The 16,634-nt window shown below is 45.0% G+C and carries 13 protein-coding genes; 9 read left to right on the forward strand and 4 right to left on the reverse strand.

From position 1 onward, the window contains the following. Window positions 1-12: 12 nt before the first annotated feature. Complete coding sequence (locus ACXAGV_RS11590; RefSeq protein ID WP_474873389.1) at window positions 13-555, reverse strand: hypothetical protein; 543 nt, start codon at window positions 553-555, stop codon at window positions 13-15. A 556-nt stretch (window positions 556-1,111) separates the two neighbouring features. Here ACXAGV_RS11590 and ACXAGV_RS11595 point away from each other — a divergent pair. Beyond that, window positions 1,112-2,095, forward strand: coding sequence for a glycosyltransferase family 2 protein (locus ACXAGV_RS11595; RefSeq protein ID WP_474873390.1), 984 nt, complete (start codon window positions 1,112-1,114; stop codon window positions 2,093-2,095). A 129-nt stretch (window positions 2,096-2,224) separates the two neighbouring features. Here ACXAGV_RS11595 and ACXAGV_RS11600 read toward each other — a convergent pair whose 3' ends face one another. The 3 genes from ACXAGV_RS11600 to ACXAGV_RS11610 all read right to left on the reverse strand — a co-directional run bounded on the left by ACXAGV_RS11600 (window position 2,225) and on the right by ACXAGV_RS11610 (window position 7,655). Continuing rightward, the gene (locus tag ACXAGV_RS11600) at window positions 2,225-3,973 is read right to left on the reverse strand and encodes a hypothetical protein (RefSeq protein WP_474873391.1); all 1,749 of its coding nucleotides are present in this window, start codon (window positions 3,971-3,973) and stop codon (window positions 2,225-2,227) included. 64 nt (window positions 3,974-4,037) lie between these two features. Continuing rightward, on the reverse strand, window positions 4,038-5,912 hold the full coding sequence (locus tag ACXAGV_RS11605) for an alkaline phosphatase PhoX (RefSeq protein ID WP_474873392.1): 1,875 nt from the start codon (window positions 5,910-5,912) through the stop codon (window positions 4,038-4,040). A gap of 510 nt (window positions 5,913-6,422) precedes the next feature. Then, the gene (locus tag ACXAGV_RS11610; protein ID WP_474873393.1) at window positions 6,423-7,655 is read right to left on the reverse strand and encodes a DUF4861 family protein; all 1,233 of its coding nucleotides are present in this window, start codon (window positions 7,653-7,655) and stop codon (window positions 6,423-6,425) included. 174 nt (window positions 7,656-7,829) lie between these two features. Here ACXAGV_RS11610 and kduD point away from each other — a divergent pair, with 174 nt between their 5' ends. From kduD to uxaC, 8 genes are all read left to right on the forward strand, one after another. Next, window positions 7,830-8,588 carry a 2-dehydro-3-deoxy-D-gluconate 5-dehydrogenase KduD gene (gene kduD / locus ACXAGV_RS11615; RefSeq protein ID WP_474873394.1) on the forward strand — a complete coding sequence of 253 codons (759 nt, stop codon included), beginning with the start codon at window positions 7,830-7,832 and terminating at the stop codon, window positions 8,586-8,588. 111 nt (window positions 8,589-8,699) lie between these two features. Next, complete coding sequence (kduI, locus tag ACXAGV_RS11620; protein WP_474873395.1) at window positions 8,700-9,545, forward strand: 5-dehydro-4-deoxy-D-glucuronate isomerase; 846 nt, start codon at window positions 8,700-8,702, stop codon at window positions 9,543-9,545. Between the two features lie 30 nt (window positions 9,546-9,575). Next, window positions 9,576-10,559, forward strand: coding sequence for a TRAP transporter substrate-binding protein (locus ACXAGV_RS11625; protein WP_474873396.1), 984 nt, complete (start codon window positions 9,576-9,578; stop codon window positions 10,557-10,559). 2 nt (window positions 10,560-10,561) lie between these two features. Further along, window positions 10,562-11,047, forward strand: coding sequence for a TRAP transporter small permease (locus ACXAGV_RS11630; protein ID WP_474873397.1), 486 nt, complete (start codon window positions 10,562-10,564; stop codon window positions 11,045-11,047). Further along, entirely contained in the window at window positions 11,047-12,342 is a 1,296-nt protein-coding gene (locus ACXAGV_RS11635; RefSeq protein WP_474873398.1) for a TRAP transporter large permease, read from the forward strand. Before ACXAGV_RS11630 ends, ACXAGV_RS11635 begins: the two co-directional genes overlap by 1 nt. Before the next feature lie 146 nt (window positions 12,343-12,488). Next, window positions 12,489-13,505, forward strand: coding sequence for a LacI family DNA-binding transcriptional regulator (locus ACXAGV_RS11640; RefSeq protein WP_474873399.1), 1,017 nt, complete (start codon window positions 12,489-12,491; stop codon window positions 13,503-13,505). Window positions 13,506-13,714: 209 nt separating this feature from the next. After that, the gene (locus tag ACXAGV_RS11645) at window positions 13,715-15,205 is read left to right on the forward strand and encodes a UxaA family hydrolase (RefSeq protein ID WP_474873400.1); all 1,491 of its coding nucleotides are present in this window, start codon (window positions 13,715-13,717) and stop codon (window positions 15,203-15,205) included. 11 nt (window positions 15,206-15,216) lie between these two features. Beyond that, window positions 15,217-16,632 (forward strand): glucuronate isomerase, encoded by a 1,416-nt coding sequence (gene uxaC, locus ACXAGV_RS11650; RefSeq protein ID WP_474873401.1) that lies wholly within the window; start codon window positions 15,217-15,219, stop codon window positions 16,630-16,632. Window positions 16,633-16,634: the final 2 nt, after the last annotated feature.

Here is a 16,634-nt window from a genome sequence, read left to right on the forward strand (position 1 = left end):
ATCTAAAGAGAGCTAACTACGGTGTTTGACACACCACATAAGGCTATCACACGCTTCTTCACGCTTTTTAAAATGTGCTAGCCCTATCAGCTTGTTCTCTCGAGGCCAAACCGCTTGGTTTAGCACCTCGTGATCTTCTGCCGATAGTTGTTCGCTATCTAACACAATCTCAACCGCTTTTTTATTGGGTTTTATTAATGTAGGTTTAGCTTCCTTGACCAGCGCAGCGTTCACACAAATATACTCTCTCTTGACGGGGTCTCTCACCACGCCAATATAGTTGTTGTCACAAATGATAGCTGGCCAGCCTTCCGTTATTCTGCTCTGACCAAACATTACGAGTGTAAAAGCAACAAGAACGAAAAGCGTTAAACCGATAAATTGAGCGCTCAAATCTGGTGCTACACTTACAATAACGCCAACAACAGCAGCGAAAAATATCCAGCCACCAAATACTCTACGCATAGCATTCGGTGAGATACCAGATATGACATCAACCACCTTTAATGATTGTTTGTCATAGTGTCGAATGAATACAGACGATTGTGATTCCACAGCCTTTGTCCACCAGAAAAAATAAGAAGTTCAGAAATTAATACGTTACAAGTAAGGCTGAAGATTTACCTACACTTTGAGTGAGTAATAACCAACAATATCGGATCAGCTCTACTCAAAAGAAAACGTGTTAAGCAATATTTGTAGGAATATTTAAACTATTGAATTGTAATGTTTAACCTACAAACCAAGCATACCAAAATATGTGGGAACGGCAAAGCTATTACGCGCTAGATGCTCAGTAAAAGAGAGTTATGAAACAACGAGCGATGTTAATCTGAAAATCAGAACAAACCACCAAAAAATTTAAAATAAAAAACTGCTATTTGCCTCCATACATTCGTTTGTAAATTTTTCTCTTCCTTTGCACCTCTTGCTTACCTTGACGCCCAACCATTGCTGAAAATTCTCAAAATCAAACTCCTTCAATAAAATTTACACTTTACAAACAATAACTTGCAAAAGAGGAATGTTATTTGCTTACACGAGAGTATAACGTTCAACGTATCGTGTCCTAGTTATTACAAATTCAATAAATTAGAAAGGGAGGAAGAGTATGCGTTCACCAATAAGTGCAGTAACTATCGTTAAGAGCAGGACTGAACAGCTGACTAATTTGATTACTCAGTTAGAGCAATGCTCTCCAACGCCAGATGAACTAGTCATTGTTTGGATGGCACCTCCTTCTGATTTGTCACTTATACAGAGTGAGAAATTCGACATTGTTCACAAATTTGTAAATCAAGATGCGCTTCCGATAGCGAAAGCGCGCAACAAGGGTATGTCAGCGGCCAAGCACGCGAATTTAGTTTATTTAAACGTAGATGCAGTTATTGCCCCATCGCTTTTTAAGGATGGCTTGCTTGCACTTCGTGACAACACCGTAGTGTTCACATCAGTGGTATTTCTGCCCAACGAGCGCTGTAGTAAGCCCTACCGAACAATTTCAAAAGATGAGAAAGAAATCGGTTATTTAGCAAGTAATGACGACACGTTACCCGAAGATGACAATAACGAAATACCTTCAAGAGATCAGGAAATTAATCATGGAAAGTTTAGTGACGATAGTATTTGTTCTACAGTGTTTTTTATTCGTAAGGCAGACTTTCAGAAAACCGGCGGCTTCGATGAAGGCTACGCGGGTTTCGGACTAAACGACGAAGATTTCTTCACTAACTGTAGAGCATTAGGGTTCTCGTTAGAGCAATTACCCACGCGAACCTTCGCACCACACCGCCCTAATTATCAATGTCCAGTGAATCACCTTTTAGACTTTGTTCATAATGCTCAGCGTTTTCACTCGAAATGGGGCTTTTACCCATGTATCAATGTATTGAACGCGTATTCAGACCAAGGCTTTATTAATGCTGATTTCAAGCAAAACGGCATTAAGGTCAAGCACCTCCCCCAGCAGGAAGGTGAAGACAAATCAGGGGCTCCGGCCGAGAAGCGAATGGTAACGAACGCTCAGAACAATATCGCGTTCACATCCTTTCATTCCCCAGAGAAAGAATCTGGCCTTCTAAGCACTTCAGCTTAAGCGATACTTCTTCTGATGACCTTCATTAGCAGCAAAGCATTCGAATTAGATGCTCGCGAGCAATACAGAGCTCGCGAGCGCAGCAACTGGTCGATATCAAACTTTACGCCTGTAAGCATCTACTAATGGTTAGTGTTGACGCGCTTCTGCTATGGTGCTTGGCTTTTCCTGTTGCCAGTTAAGACGCATATCCCACTTGAAGCGATATTCAGGTTTAAGTGGTGGCTGCTGGGCATCAATGGTGCTTAACACGTTAGTCGCTTCAGTCAGTGTCGCATCGCGACCAAACAGATAACTTTGTTCTTTCACTATGGTCAAATAAGCTTTGTTTAGCGCATAAGCGCGCTCTGGTGAAGGAGTAATGATGTCATACACTGACTTGGCACGTTGCACTTCTTCCACCTTGACCATGCCTTTTTCATCAAACCATTTGGCCAGCATTTCTCCGTTTTGACGGAACTCATCGCCACCGCCCACGCGCTCCATGTAGGTGAGGAATTCGCCTTTTTCTTCATTGATATTTGGTACATCTTCGATGGCACGCAAATCAATATATCCCCACCCTGCATCGCCAGGCACTTTGCGGGCAAATGAAAATGTCTGGTCAAAGGTTGACCCTACTGTTTTATGACAGCCGTTACAAAACGCTAGCTCTTGATCGTGTTGAGCACGCAGTTCGCCCAGCTCATCTTCGATGAAGCCGTTAATTGTCCAGCCAAAGCCGTTGTCTATCCCCTTTTCACCCAGATAGCGAGTTTGAGGCAATTTCTCAAAATGCTTATCTTTTGCCTCGGCATAATAGGCAGAGGCCAAGCTTTCGCGGCTTCTGAACATATGCTTTTTCATGTAGCGCACTTCTTTCATCCGCGGCGCATTGTAAATATTTCCGTTTTCATCCACGCCAATGTAACGCACAGTGTGCAAGAATTCGGTACCTTCGGGGTAAAGCATATGGGCAAGCGGAACTGCACTTGCATCGCCAACATAATGCGACGAACGCGCCATTTCAGTCACTAATTTTGTGAGCTTACCGTCGTTGTTTACATCAAGGTTCAGCGCTAATTCATCGACTGGTGCTACTGTTAATGTGTCTAGCTCTTTGACCGCCATTTCAACTAGGCTTAAGTTCAATGTATAAACGGCCTGATCATATTCACCATTCAGTGTTTGAAAGCTTTCAGGAAGCCTGATCATGGCATCACCGGTTGACCCGTTAGTCGGCCAGAAGGTACTTGGGAAGGGTTTGTAATTGTAAGATACCCACCCGCTGCCATCTTTGGCGAAACCGTCTTTATCAAAAGCCTTATCAGCTTCACTTAAACTTTCGATGCGCATATATTCTGGCATTGCGTCGCTTTGAATCGATGCGGTGTAATTGTCTTGTTCTACATATTTTTTAATGGTGGCATCATCAATATCCGCTATGAGCGACGTACGGTCTATAAAAAGGTTCTTCCAGCTATTCGTTAACCCAACATCGGAAAATTCATAGTTACCCTGCAATGTACCATCACCCATTTGGTTAGGGCGCTTTTCTATCGAATCGTAACTTTGGTGACACGCATAACACGGGTTTTTAACGCCTTCAGTTTTGGTGTAACACTGGGGCGGGATCACCGATTCTGGGTTATACACTTCATTGTGCTCAATATAGGCAAGTGAGGGAATATCATCACCTTCTTGATAAGGGTAATAGTGCACATTGTCGGCGTTTGTCTGCTCTGATGAAGGCCCTTTCCCATTAGCAGAGTGAGTACTTGTTCTTATGCCGGTATTTGATTGACTGCTTAGGTCAGCACTTGTGCTTTCAGTGCACCCCGCACTGATAAGTAGTGAAAGCAGAATGCCTACACCTGAAGTTATTTTAAGTATTTTCATAATCGTCACAACGGAAAAAGCCGGGTGTTTAAACACCCGGCAAATTTTAAATTAAAGAGAAAACTTATTTATCTGCTGGTTCATACATCCACAGCGTATTGTTTTCTTGGAAACCGTCTTCACCGATAAGAATACGGCCGTCGTTCATAACTACAACGTTGTCTGGTTGAGAAAGCTGCTCAACATCACAGCGCTCTGCACCTGTCAGGCTTGAACGGTACGTACCACCCATCACTACAGGTTCGATACGAGAAATGTTGTAGCCTTCTTCCAGCTTGGCGCGATAAACACCACCACAATCTTTAACGCGGGCAGAAAGCTGCATGTCGCCTTCACCGTCAACCATAGTGTTATCGATATCAGCAATGCCGATGTAAAGGTATGCATTGTCTACGACTTCACCTTCAATGGTATCAACACCTTCTACAGCTTCTTGCGCACGCTTCTGGTTAATAGAGATACCTTCTAGTTTTCTCCATTCTGCGGTAGCCCCCTTAAGGCGGGCTGCTGCGCGGCTCTCTAGGAACGCCACGCGGTCGTCCATAGGTTGACCAGCGGTTACGCTAGAACCACCCTCTTCCACTGTTGGATACGTTGCATCGCCATCAACCCATGCCTGAACGTCGGCCATTGTGATATAAGAGCTTTGGCCATCTACGTAATCGTCAGTACCAATACCGTTGTACTCGTCAATCCATGCGCGAATAGTCATATTGTCGCCACTGGCTAGCTCAACCCACTCAACAGCAAACCCCGTGGTCGCTGGGTCATTTTGCCCTGCATCTTGAGTTAGTTTAGCGCCGTAAAGCGTACCTGCAGATAAGTCTTCTGCAGTATCAGCGACAAATTTAAACAGCACGCCGCCGGTGTCATCTTGAGAAAGATAAACGGTTTTTCCATCAGGCATTACCGTTGAATTTTCGTGTTCATAACGGCCCATAGTGAAGTGCTTAACAATCACTGGCTCATTAGCCAATGGCTCTGTAACTTCTGCTATGTAGCCATAGTTGTAAGGATTTGGCGCATCTGGTGCTGTCATCTGCCACATGCGACCTAAGCGTGCATCGGTTGATACGGCTTCTGGGTTATTCCAGCTAGGAGACGTTGTTGTGTCTACCGCAGAGTTAACCACCCACTCTTCCGACGTAAGAGGCGTGCCCCATGGTGACATTGAGCCGAAACAGTTTGCTGCCGTGCCCCACACTGGTGAGAAGTCGAGCATCATGGCTTCTGTTACTTCCCACATGCCAAATTCGTCTTTTTCTACCTTCATGCGGCTCATACCGCCAGGAAGCTCTTCCCAGTTAGAGAAAAGATACCCTTCGCCTTCGGCCGTTGAAATAAAGCCGTTAAAGTCAGGCATATCGTTTTCAAGAACAAGTTCTTCGCCATCGAGTGTGTAGATGTGGCCTAAACCTTCAGGAAGATCAGTACCGAAAGTATCACCGGTTTGCCCAAGTACTTGGTATTGACCAATGGCAGAAACCACCAGCTCTTTTTCTTCATCAGAGCTTGGTACCGGAGAATTTGGTAGGGTAACCGGCAGATTATTAAAGTTAGCGCCTGCTAGCACACCCACAGTACCTGTATTGATAGGCATGTCGTTGACACTAGTCGTTGCTGCATTCGTACCAGATGGATGCTGTACATTGAAAAACAGGTCGCCTTCATCAGTGAGGAAAATACCCGTTACTTCTGCGCCAAGAGGAACAGTCGCAATACGAGTAAGCGTACCTGCTGTTGTACCTTCTGGTCCCTGTTCACCCACAGGGCCCTGTTCGCCAGAAGGGCCTTGCTCACCTGTTGGACCTTGTTCGCCCACTGGCCCTTGAACGCCGTCTTCGCCATCATCACCCTCTAGTGAGCAGGCAGACATTCCAAGTGTTACTGCTAGTGCAATCGCTGAATACTTTATTCCACGAAGAGTTTCGCTTTTCATTACGGTTCCTTGCTTATACTTGTTTTATAATTAGAGATGAGGAGAGCAGATGGCTTACCTCGCTAAACGGTCTTAGCGGGCAAAAAGTGTGGATAAAATTTATGACACTTCGGTGACAAATTATTGACCAAAAAGTAAAAGCTTTTTGACACAACAATATGAAAGTAAAGGAGGAGGGTAAGCAAACATAAACGGAGGCGGCGCAGCGCTTAGGATTATTGAATATTCAATCAAGAAAAAATAGTCCATTTAGTCAATTTATGAATTATTTATTTCATTGGCTAATTAAAGGTTCTGAATACGGTATAGGGTTAGATGGTCAATATTTTCTAGGCTCGAGTAAACTCATGGAAAATAGCAAAAATCGAAAGAGAAGTAAGGAATTTTAAGAATTGAAGCTAAACCGTAGGGATTTGGTAAATCTAGGGGCTTGTTGAGCTCTGCTAAAAATTAAAGATCAACCGCCCCAGTCCTTCGCATCAAACCGTTTTCCAAGTTAAGTAATGTTGCTTAATTTAATACAGTAAACGGATGGCTGTGCACTTTTAGCTTGTTAATCAGATAATCTTCGAACTGCTTTGCAGTTTGTATGTCGCTACTACGCTTGGGCCAAACCGCGAGAATTTTATAGTCAAAAGCGGTCAAAGGTTTAAACAACACAAGGTGGTCATGTTCACCCTCAAATACCCTTTCGACCTGATCTAACCGGTAAACAAGGGCCAATCCTAAGTTGTCATTATCTGCCAAGATACTTTGAGCCCCCCAAGTAGCTATCACGCCCCACTCTCCGCGCTCAGCTTTAATTACTTGCATTCCATCATGTGCCACTAAACCCGCGACAATATTATCCGAAGGCTCTGATACAGAAACTCTGATGTGGGTTGTGGGGTCGAACGCATCAATTCGATAGTGCGTGGTAACGTCAATGCTGTCCGTTTTCGCATCAGACGATGTCCACCCTTCGTAGCCAACTTCGAACTCAGCCCGCAACTGAGAATTCGATACCAATTTGTATTGCGTATTCTCAACATGCTGAAAATGCATGACTGTCTGCGTTGAGGAGTCTTGGGTTTCTTGTTCTGTTAATCGACCTAGTGCACCCACTCCCAACGATTTGCCAACTTTAAGCGCGTCTCCGCCCCACGAAGATAAAGTGTGATAGCTATCATAGCCGTCTTGCCCAACTTCGGGTAACACTACACTGTCATCAGTTTTTACAAAGACATCTATCGCGTTGCGCCAATCAAGATAGAGACGATAGCCCATTTGATCAGACTCCCAACCGGGCCCTTCGTAACGCAAAAAGTAAGAATGGTCGGTTAATTGAGGGGGTGACGTAAACGAAGTGACCTCTTCAAACGCAAAGCCTTCAGCGCTATATGCTGCGTCTTGCCACTCCCCTCCCGCTCTTAATGAAAGTTCCGCGTGCGCTCTGTCTTGAACATTATTATTTGAAACCTGCTTAGGTGGTAAAAGTTCTAACGATATGCTCTTGCCTGCCGCTATAGATGCCGCACCTAAAAGCATCGCTTTCCCTTCATCATTTTCTATCCACTCAGAAGGGTGTTGCTTCAACTTCCAACCTGAATATTGCGGGGGCAGTGAAATTTCGAAAACTTGCTTCCCGTTACCACCATTTGCTGGATTTTTGACCTTGACAGACAAAGTTGGATTTATATCTTCTTGTGAGCAACTTGCCAAAAATGGCACCAAAATTAGACCTATCTTACTCAATTTAATCACTTTTATGCTCTCCATTGGTTGTTAACGCGCTGAACTAATTTACGATATTTTTAAACAATATATTGACAATTGCCACCGGTGGCAATTATTTTAAATTTTGTTAACGAGATATTTCAACTTAGTATGTCGATGAAAGTCAGGCATTTGATAACGCAGATGGTAAAGGTGAATTACATGGTCAATTTCAGCCTAGAAGGTAAGACAGCATTGGTTACTGGCGCAAGCAGAGGTATAGGTCAAGCGCTTGCCTTAACACTCGCCACTTCAGGTGCCTTCGTCATCTGCGCGAGCTCTCGACCAGGTGGCTGTGATGAGACATTACGTAAAATTCAAAGTGAAGGGGGGCAAGCTATGGCATTAGATGCCGACCTTGCCGATGCCAGCGCTGTAGCCAAACTTGCCGAAGATGCGTTAAGCGTTAAAGGACACGTCGACATACTTCTCAACAACGGCGGTACTATTTTCAGGGCACCTGCTACCGACTTTCCTTTTGAGGAATGGAGAAACGTACTTGCAGTCAACATCGATTCAGCTTTCCTACTTAGCCAAGCTATTGGCAAGACGATGGTAGAGCGTGGGCAAGGTAAGATCATCAACATTGCGTCAATGTTGAGTTACACCGGCGGTATTACTGTTCCCGCATACACTGCGAGCAAACATGCCATTGCCGGATTAACAAAGGCGCTGGCCAATGAGTGGGGACAGCACAATGTACAGGTAAACGCGATAGCGCCCGGTTATATCAAAACCGATAATACCCAAGCGCTGCAAGATGATGAAAAGCGCAGTGCTGAAATTTGCGCCCGCATTCCAGCTAATCGTTGGGGTGAAAGCGACGATTTAGCAGGGGCAGCAGTATTTCTTGCGAGCGCAGCAAGTAACTACGTTAACGGCCATATCCTTGCGGTTGACGGCGGCTTTTTAGCACGCTAGCGACTAACAAAGGTCACAGCCCTGAGCAATACAATAGCCCTGAGCGATAAGATAGCCCCGAGCTAACAAATAGCCTTGTGCAGCAAAACAACGATGAATGGGAAAAAAGTGATGAACGAAAAAATAGACACGCGATACGCCATAGGCCGTAAAGAGGCCAATGCTTACAATACGCAAGAACTGCGCGACGCCTTTTTGGTCGACACCCTGATGACAGAGGGCAAAGTCGTATGGATATACACCCATTACGAACGCTTTATGCTTGGAAGCGCAGTACCCACTGCAAGTGCATTGACACTAGAAACCATTGAAGATCAGTTAAAAATGCCCTTCTTTACCGCCCGTCGCGAAGTAGGTGTGATAAACATCGGCGGTCCAGGCACCATTACCGTTTCAGGCACGACTTACCATTTAGATAACGAGGAAGCCCTATACATCGGCCAAGGCAATGAAGAAGTAATATTTGAGTCAGACAATGCGTCCAATCCTGCCAAATATTACTTAAACTCCGCGCCGGCTCATCACGCCTATCCCTGTAAAAAAATAGGTAGTGCCGACGCAAATGTTCTTCATCTAGGTAGTCAAGAAACCTCTAACAAGCGAGATATCAGACAGTTACTTATCAATTCTGTTGTCGATACTTGTCAATTACAGATGGGGTTAACCCGCCTTCACACAGGCTCTGTTTGGAACACTATGCCTGCTCATCAGCATGACCGACGCAATGAAGTGTACTTTTATTTTGATATGGACAGCGAAAGCAGAGTCTGTCACTTCATGGGCGAACCTCACGAAACTCGCCATATTTTTGTAGCAAATGAAGAAGCTGTGGTTTCACCACCTTGGTCAATTCACTGTGGTGTGGGTACAGGAAGCTATGCGTTTATCTGGGGAATGGCGGGAGAAAACCTGGATTACGATGATATGGATAAGTTTCCGCCATCGCAGTTGCGCTAAGCTGCCCTGTTCTAAATAGGTGTATTGAATATGTTGCGGTATCTAAAACTCACGCTCTCTGCTACAGCGATGTTGCTAACAGCCGCGTGTTCGCAAAATGAATTGCAAGGCGAAGTCACCGTATTGCGTTTAGGGCATACGTTGGACACGCAACACTCTGTGCATAAGGCAATGGAATACCTTGGAGAGCGACTCGATTACTATTCTGACGGTACAATGAGTGTGATTATTTATCCGAGCAGCCAGCTGGGCACCGAGCGAGAAATGGTAGAACTGTTGCAGATTGGCTCACTTGCCATGACGAAGGTGTCTGCAAGCCCCCTAGAAGGGTTTGCTCCTGAAATGAAGATATTCAGTATTCCCTACATTTTTCGCGATAATGATCATTTTTGGCGAGTGTTGAACAGCGACTTAGGCAATGAGTTGCTATCCGGTATTGAAGATTTTCGACTAAAAGGTCTCGGCTATTACGATGCGGGAAGCCGTAGCTTTTATACCAACGACAGACCTATAGAAACACCAAGCGATCTGAACGGGCTAAAAATTCGCGTGTTAAATAGCCCCACTGCGGTAGCTACAGTTCGCGCACTGGGTGGAGCAGCAACGCCCGTCTCTTGGGGAGAGCTGTACACAGCGCTTCAGCAAGGTGTTGTGGATGGTGCTGAGAATAACCCACCTAGCTACTACCTTTCTCGTCATTATGAAATTGCTCAGTATTACAGCCTTGATGAGCATACGAGCGTGCCAGATGTCATGCTGGCATCACTACCAGTGTGGGAAGGTTTGAATGAGCAGCAGCAAACGTGGTTAACCAAGGCTATGGAAGACTCGGTTGAATACCAACGCGAGCTTTGGAAAACATCGACCCAAGCATCTTTAGAAAAGGTAAAAGCCGAAGGCGTCACAGTTATTACGCCTGATAAAGCGCCTTTCGTTGAAGCGGTAAAGCCTTTTCATAAGAGCTTTGAAGGCACGCCTATTGGCGACTTAATTACGCAAATAAAAGCGATGTAACAATGACAATAATACGCCTTATCGATAAAGCCTTAGCCGGCACACTTATAGTTGCCATGGTAAGTATTTTACTTACCGTGATTTGGCAAGTGGTCTCACGTTACGTACTTAAAGACCCCGCTTCAATCACCGAAGAATTATCTAGGTTCATACTTATTTGGATTGGTATTTTAGGTGCGGCTTATGCGTATCGTCAAAACGCGCATTTAGGCTTCAACCTAATTGTTGAGCGCCAGTCACGTAAAGTGAAACGCCTTTTGCTCACCTGCGTTGAAATTATCGTCATTATTTTCTGTGTTTTAGTGATGGTATACGGCGGCGCTGAACTAGTGTCTCTTACATTAGAGCTAGAGCAAATTTCAGCAGCGCTAGGTGTAAAAATGGGCTTTATTTATAGCGTGCTTCCCTTATCTGGAGGCCTTATCATTGCCTATGCACTGGTTAACATTACAACGCTTTGGCAAGACAACAATGAGGAATCAGCGTAATGGAACTGACCGGTATTATCTTAGTCGTCGCCTTTTTTGTACTCCTTCTTTTAAATGTTCCCATTTCAATCAGCATTGGTGTAGCCACGCTGCTTGCTATGGTAATGAGCATGGACATTGCTCCGGCTACCATTACTATTGCCCAGCGTATGGCAGGTGGTCTTAATAGCTTTGCACTATTGGCAATCCCATTTTTTGTTTTATCTGGCCTTATCATGGGACGCGGCGGCATAGCCAAGCGATTAATTGAATGTGCAATGGCGCTTATCGGTGCGCTTCCCGGTGGTTTAGCCTTGGTGAATGTTGTTTCCTGCATGCTGTTTGGTGCAATTTCAGGGTCTGCGGTAGCGACTACGTCTGCTATTGGCAGCTTCATGTTGCCCGAAATGAAAAAAGCGGGCTACGAGCCGAATTTTAGCGCAGCGGTCACTGCCGCAGCATCAACTACGGGAATGTTAATTCCACCAAGTAATATCTTAATTGTATACGCAATCGCTAGCGGTGGCGTATCCATCGCCGCCCTTTTTATGGCTGGCTATATTCCAGGCATTATGGTGGGTCTAGCGCTAATGCTAGTGTGCTTTGTCTATGCAAAAATGAAGGGATACCCGCTATCGCCGCGACTTCCTATTAAAGTAGTTGTCGAAAAAACTATCGCAGCACTCCCTTCCCTGTTCCTCATATTCTTAGTGATTGGCGGCATTGTGGGCGGTGTTTTTACCGCTACTGAAGCGGGTGCCATTGCGGTAGTTTACTCCTTGCTGTTAGCTGTGGTGTTTTATAAAGAAGTAGAAGCGAAAGCCTTACCCGATATATTCTTAAAAGCAGCGGAAACAACAGCAATTGTAATGCTGCTTATCGCGGCTTCAACCGCGATGTCATGGCTTTTATCGTTTGAAAATATCCCGCAGACTTTAAGTAATGCACTGTTATCGATAAGCGATAACCCATTACTCATTCTTCTTCTTATCAACTTGTTACTCATTGTGGTTGGTGCATTCTTGGATATGACGCCTGCCGTACTTATTTTTACGCCCATATTTTTGCCGGTTGCCTTAGAGCTTGGAATGAGCGAGTTGCAGTTTGGCATCATGCTAGTACTCAACCTATCTATTGGATTATGCTCACCGCCCGTAGGCGCGGTACTTTTTATTACCTGTGCTATTGCTAAAACCAAACTTGAGAACATCATTAGACCGCTCATTCCTTTGTATGTGGCTATGTTCGTGGTTCTTATGTTAGTCACGTATGTTGCTTGGTTCAGTGAAGCTCTGCCACGTGCACTAGGATTTTAGTAAGGTAGAATCATCAAGACTGAAAGGTGTGGTCAAGCGGAGCTTGATCACACGAACTTTCACTTTTAAGTAACAAAAACATATTGCTCGTATTTGTGTGGTAATATCGGAAGTAACGACATAATAGCGCGGAAAAACAGAGAATTATGAACAAGCGCCCGACTATCAATGATGTAGCAGCCTTGGCAGGGGTATCAAAGCGTACCGTGTCACGCGTCATTAACGGCGCGACCAATGTTGGTAAAGCAACACGTGAGCGCATTGAAGCTGTCATTCAAGAAACGGGGTTTGCCCCTGACAAGCAAGCGCGTGGTTTAAGTACTAGCCGCTCTTACTTGATAGGCTTGATTTATGACAACCCAGATGCCTTGTATATCGACCAAGTGCAAAGAGGCGTGTTAAGCATATGTTCTCAAAAGGGTTACGAATTAGTCGTCCACCCTTGCCGCTATAATGCAGAAGGCTTCGTAGAAAACTGCGTCAATTTTGTACGTCGTTCGAACATAGATGGCGTCATCATACTGCCACCCGTATCCGAGTCTAAACTTTTAGCAGACGCACTGCAGCAAAAGAGCATTAACTATGTGCGAATGGCGTCAGTAGATTTAGATGACCATCAAAATATCGTAGTGAGTGACGACAGAGCTGCGCTGAGCGATCTAGCGCGCTATATGGTTTCACTAGGTCATAAAGACATTGGTATCATCAGCGGTCCGCAACAGTATTATTCCTCAAAAGAGCGTTTGGAAGGCTTTGTTGAAACGCTTAACGGCCTGGGTGTCGATGTACCTAAAAACAGGGTAATTGAGGGTAAAAACAGCTTCGAAAGCGGTATAGAATGCGCGCGTCAATTGCTTATTCAGTCACCACGAGTTAAAGCTATTTTTGCGAACAACGATGAAATGGCAGCAGGCGTATTGAAAGTGGCTCATGAAATGGGAATAACCGTACCTGACGAACTATCCGTCGCGGGGTTCGATGACAATCTACTTGCTGCCCGTGTAATCCCTGCCCTTACTACTGTTCAACGTCCCGTTGGGGATATGGCAGCTATCGCAGCGCGTAAAATCATCGCGCACATCGAAGGCAGTGAAGTTAGTGAAACCGAAACGTATCTGGTCAAACCTCATCTGATTATTCGCGATTCAATCAAAAAAGTGTGATTTTTTGCAATGAAGTGTTGCTAACACTTCTTTTTCGACCTAATATGCCACCGGTGGCATAACAATAAATAAGAATGTTAAAAATAAACAATTTGTAAACAGAGCGTAAAAAGCAACGCTTTCCAATCTATCGCTCTTTTTAAAGACTAAGTGCTTATTTAACAACGCTTAGCGGTTAAATAAGCCGTAAAGATAAAGCAGGACTTGTAATGGACGTTAAAACACAACTAGTTAAAGTGCATAATAACGATAACGTTGCGGTTGCAACCTGCCCTATCGTGGCTGGCACTTACATCGCTGAATTTGACTTTACAGTTCGCCAAGACATTCCTGCTGGCCATAAAGTTGCCTTAGTTACCCTGTCAGACGGTGGTGACATCGTAAAATATGGTTTCAGCATTGGTGCAGCAACAAGCCGAATTAATGCTGGTGAACATGTTCACAGCCATAACGCAAAGACTAAGTTAAAAGGCACTGAACAATACGTTTACGCGCCGTCAAATACCGCTTCAAAACAAAACCATCTTACTTCTGGGTTACAGTTCATGGGCTACAGAAGAGAAAATGGAAAAGTGGGTATTCGCAATGAAGTATGGATCATCAATACCGTAGGCTGCGTAAATCGAACAGCAGACCGTATTGCCAACGAATGTAATCGTCGTTTCGCTAGCGAGTGCGACGGGTTCCGCGCATTTACCCATCCTTTTGGCTGTTCTCAACTGGGCGATGATTTAGATGACACGCGCACTATCTTAGCCTCTCTCGCATCTCACCCGAACGCAGGTGCGGTGTTAATTGTAGGCTTGGGTTGCGAAAACAATCAGCTTAAGAGTTTACTGCCTCACGTTGATAAACCGGCAAATCGGGTTCGCTTCTACAACGCACAAGAAGTGGTAGATGAGTTAGAAGAAGGTGTCAATGCGGTTTATGACTTGTTAAAAGTAATGGCTAATGACAAACGTGAGCCCATCGACGCTAGCGAATTAACGTTGGGCATGAAATGCGGGGGTAGCGACGCTTTTAGCGGTATTACTGCCAACCCAACAGTAGGGCGTGTTACCGATTTAATGTGTAATCTAGGTGGCTCGGTTATTTTAACCGAAACGCCAGAAATGTTTGGCGCCGAACAGCTTTTAATGAATCGCGCTAAAAACAAAGACGTATTCGAGGCGTTTAACTCGCTGATTGATGAGTTTAAGAACTACTTTATCGCCCACAACCAACCTATTTACGAAAACCCGTCTCCAGGCAATAAAGCTGGCGGATTAACCACGCTAGAAGAAAAGTCACTCGGCGCGGTTCAAAAAGGTGGAACGTCTACTATTCAGTCCATCTTGCAGTATGGCGAGCCCAAGCAAGATAAAGGCTTAAGTTTATTACAAGCACCTGGTAACGATGCCGTTAGTTCAACGGCGTTGGCAGCATCGGGGGCACATATCGTTTTATTCACCACAGGCCGAGGCACGCCCCTTGGCTTTCCTGTACCCACAGTCAAGATATCGTCAAATTCAGATATCGCTAATAAGAAGCCACATTGGATAGATTTTAACGCTGGACAAGTTCTAGAAGGCGTCTCTATCGATAAGTGTGCCGAAGCGCTACTCCAACATTGCTTGGCAGTGGCATCTGGTCAACAAACCTGCAACGAAAAGAATGGCAGCCATGAGATTGCTATTTGGAAACGTGGCGTCACCCTCTAAAAGAGAGCGTTATGGAATCGATATTATTACATGAAGATAGACTTTTTCCTGCCGATGAAGCAACCCGAAGTGTTGCAAAGGCGCTGTATAAGGAAATTCGAGATCTCCCTATCATAAGTCCGCATGGCCATACTGACCCACGTTGGTTTGCACAAAACAATAATTTCACCAATGCAACCGAGTTGTTTATCACCCCTGATCACTATGTGTTCAGAATGCTGTATAGCCAAGGTATTAAATTAACCGATATTGGTGTGCCACGTTGGGACGGCGGCGAAACGGAAAAGGATCCACGTAAAATCTGGAAACTTCTGGCAGATAACTATCATCTATTTGCTGCCACACCATCGCGTTTGTGGTTAGACACTGTATTTCACGATGTATTTGGTTTGCGAGAGATGTTGTGTAGCGACAACGCAACGCATTATTACGACCACATCACTGCGCAGCTTCAAGGGGATGACTTTAAACCCCGTGCACTGATGGATCGCTTCAATATTGAAGTGATTGCTACCACCGAAGGTGCGCTTGATGCCCTTCCCCATCACTCGGCGATTAAAGATACACCGTGGGCAAAGCGGGTTATTACCACCTTTAGACCTGATGATGTAGTCGATGCTTCACGCGAAGATATTGCTTCAAATATTGAGAAACTAGGTGAATTAACCGGTGAAGATACGGCAACCTGGCAGGGCTACCTGAACGCAATTCGTGCACGACGTGCCGTCTTTAGAGAGCACGGTGCGACAGCAACAGATCACGGACACCCAACAGCGAACACAGCTGATTTAAGTGAAGCTGAGTGTATTGCTTTATTCGATAAAGTAAGAAGTGGAAACAGTAACGCCGAAGAGCAAGAGCTATTTAGAGCGCAAATGCTTACCGAATTAGCGGGAATGAGTGTAGAAGACGGCATGGTGATGCAAATTCACCCTGGTTCGTTTAGAAACCACAACAGTCAGCTCTTTGCACAGTTTGGTCGCGATAAAGGCCACGACATTCCAATGCAAACAGATTTTGTTAAAGCGCTTCGCCCGTTACTCGGTAAATACGGTAACGAGCCTAACCTGGACATAATTCTATTTACATTAGATGAAACCACGTACAGCCGTGAATTAGCACCACTTGCAGGCCACTACCCTTGCCTGAAACTTGGCCCTTCTTGGTGGTTCCACGATAGCCCTGAAGGCATGTTGCGCTTTAGACATCAAGTGACAGAAACCGCAGGTTTCTTCAATACTGTTGGTTTTAACGACGATACGCGCGCGTTCTTGTCTATTCCTGCACGTCATGATGTTGCAAGACGCATTGATTGTCGCTTCCTTGCACAGCTAGTTGTGGAGCACCGCATCAGTGAAACAGAAGCGGCCAGCATTGCCAGAAAACTCACTTATGATTTTGCTAAACAAGCGTACAAACTGGGGTAATC

This window comes from Alteromonas sp. ABH4_453 (assembly GCF_056160665.1).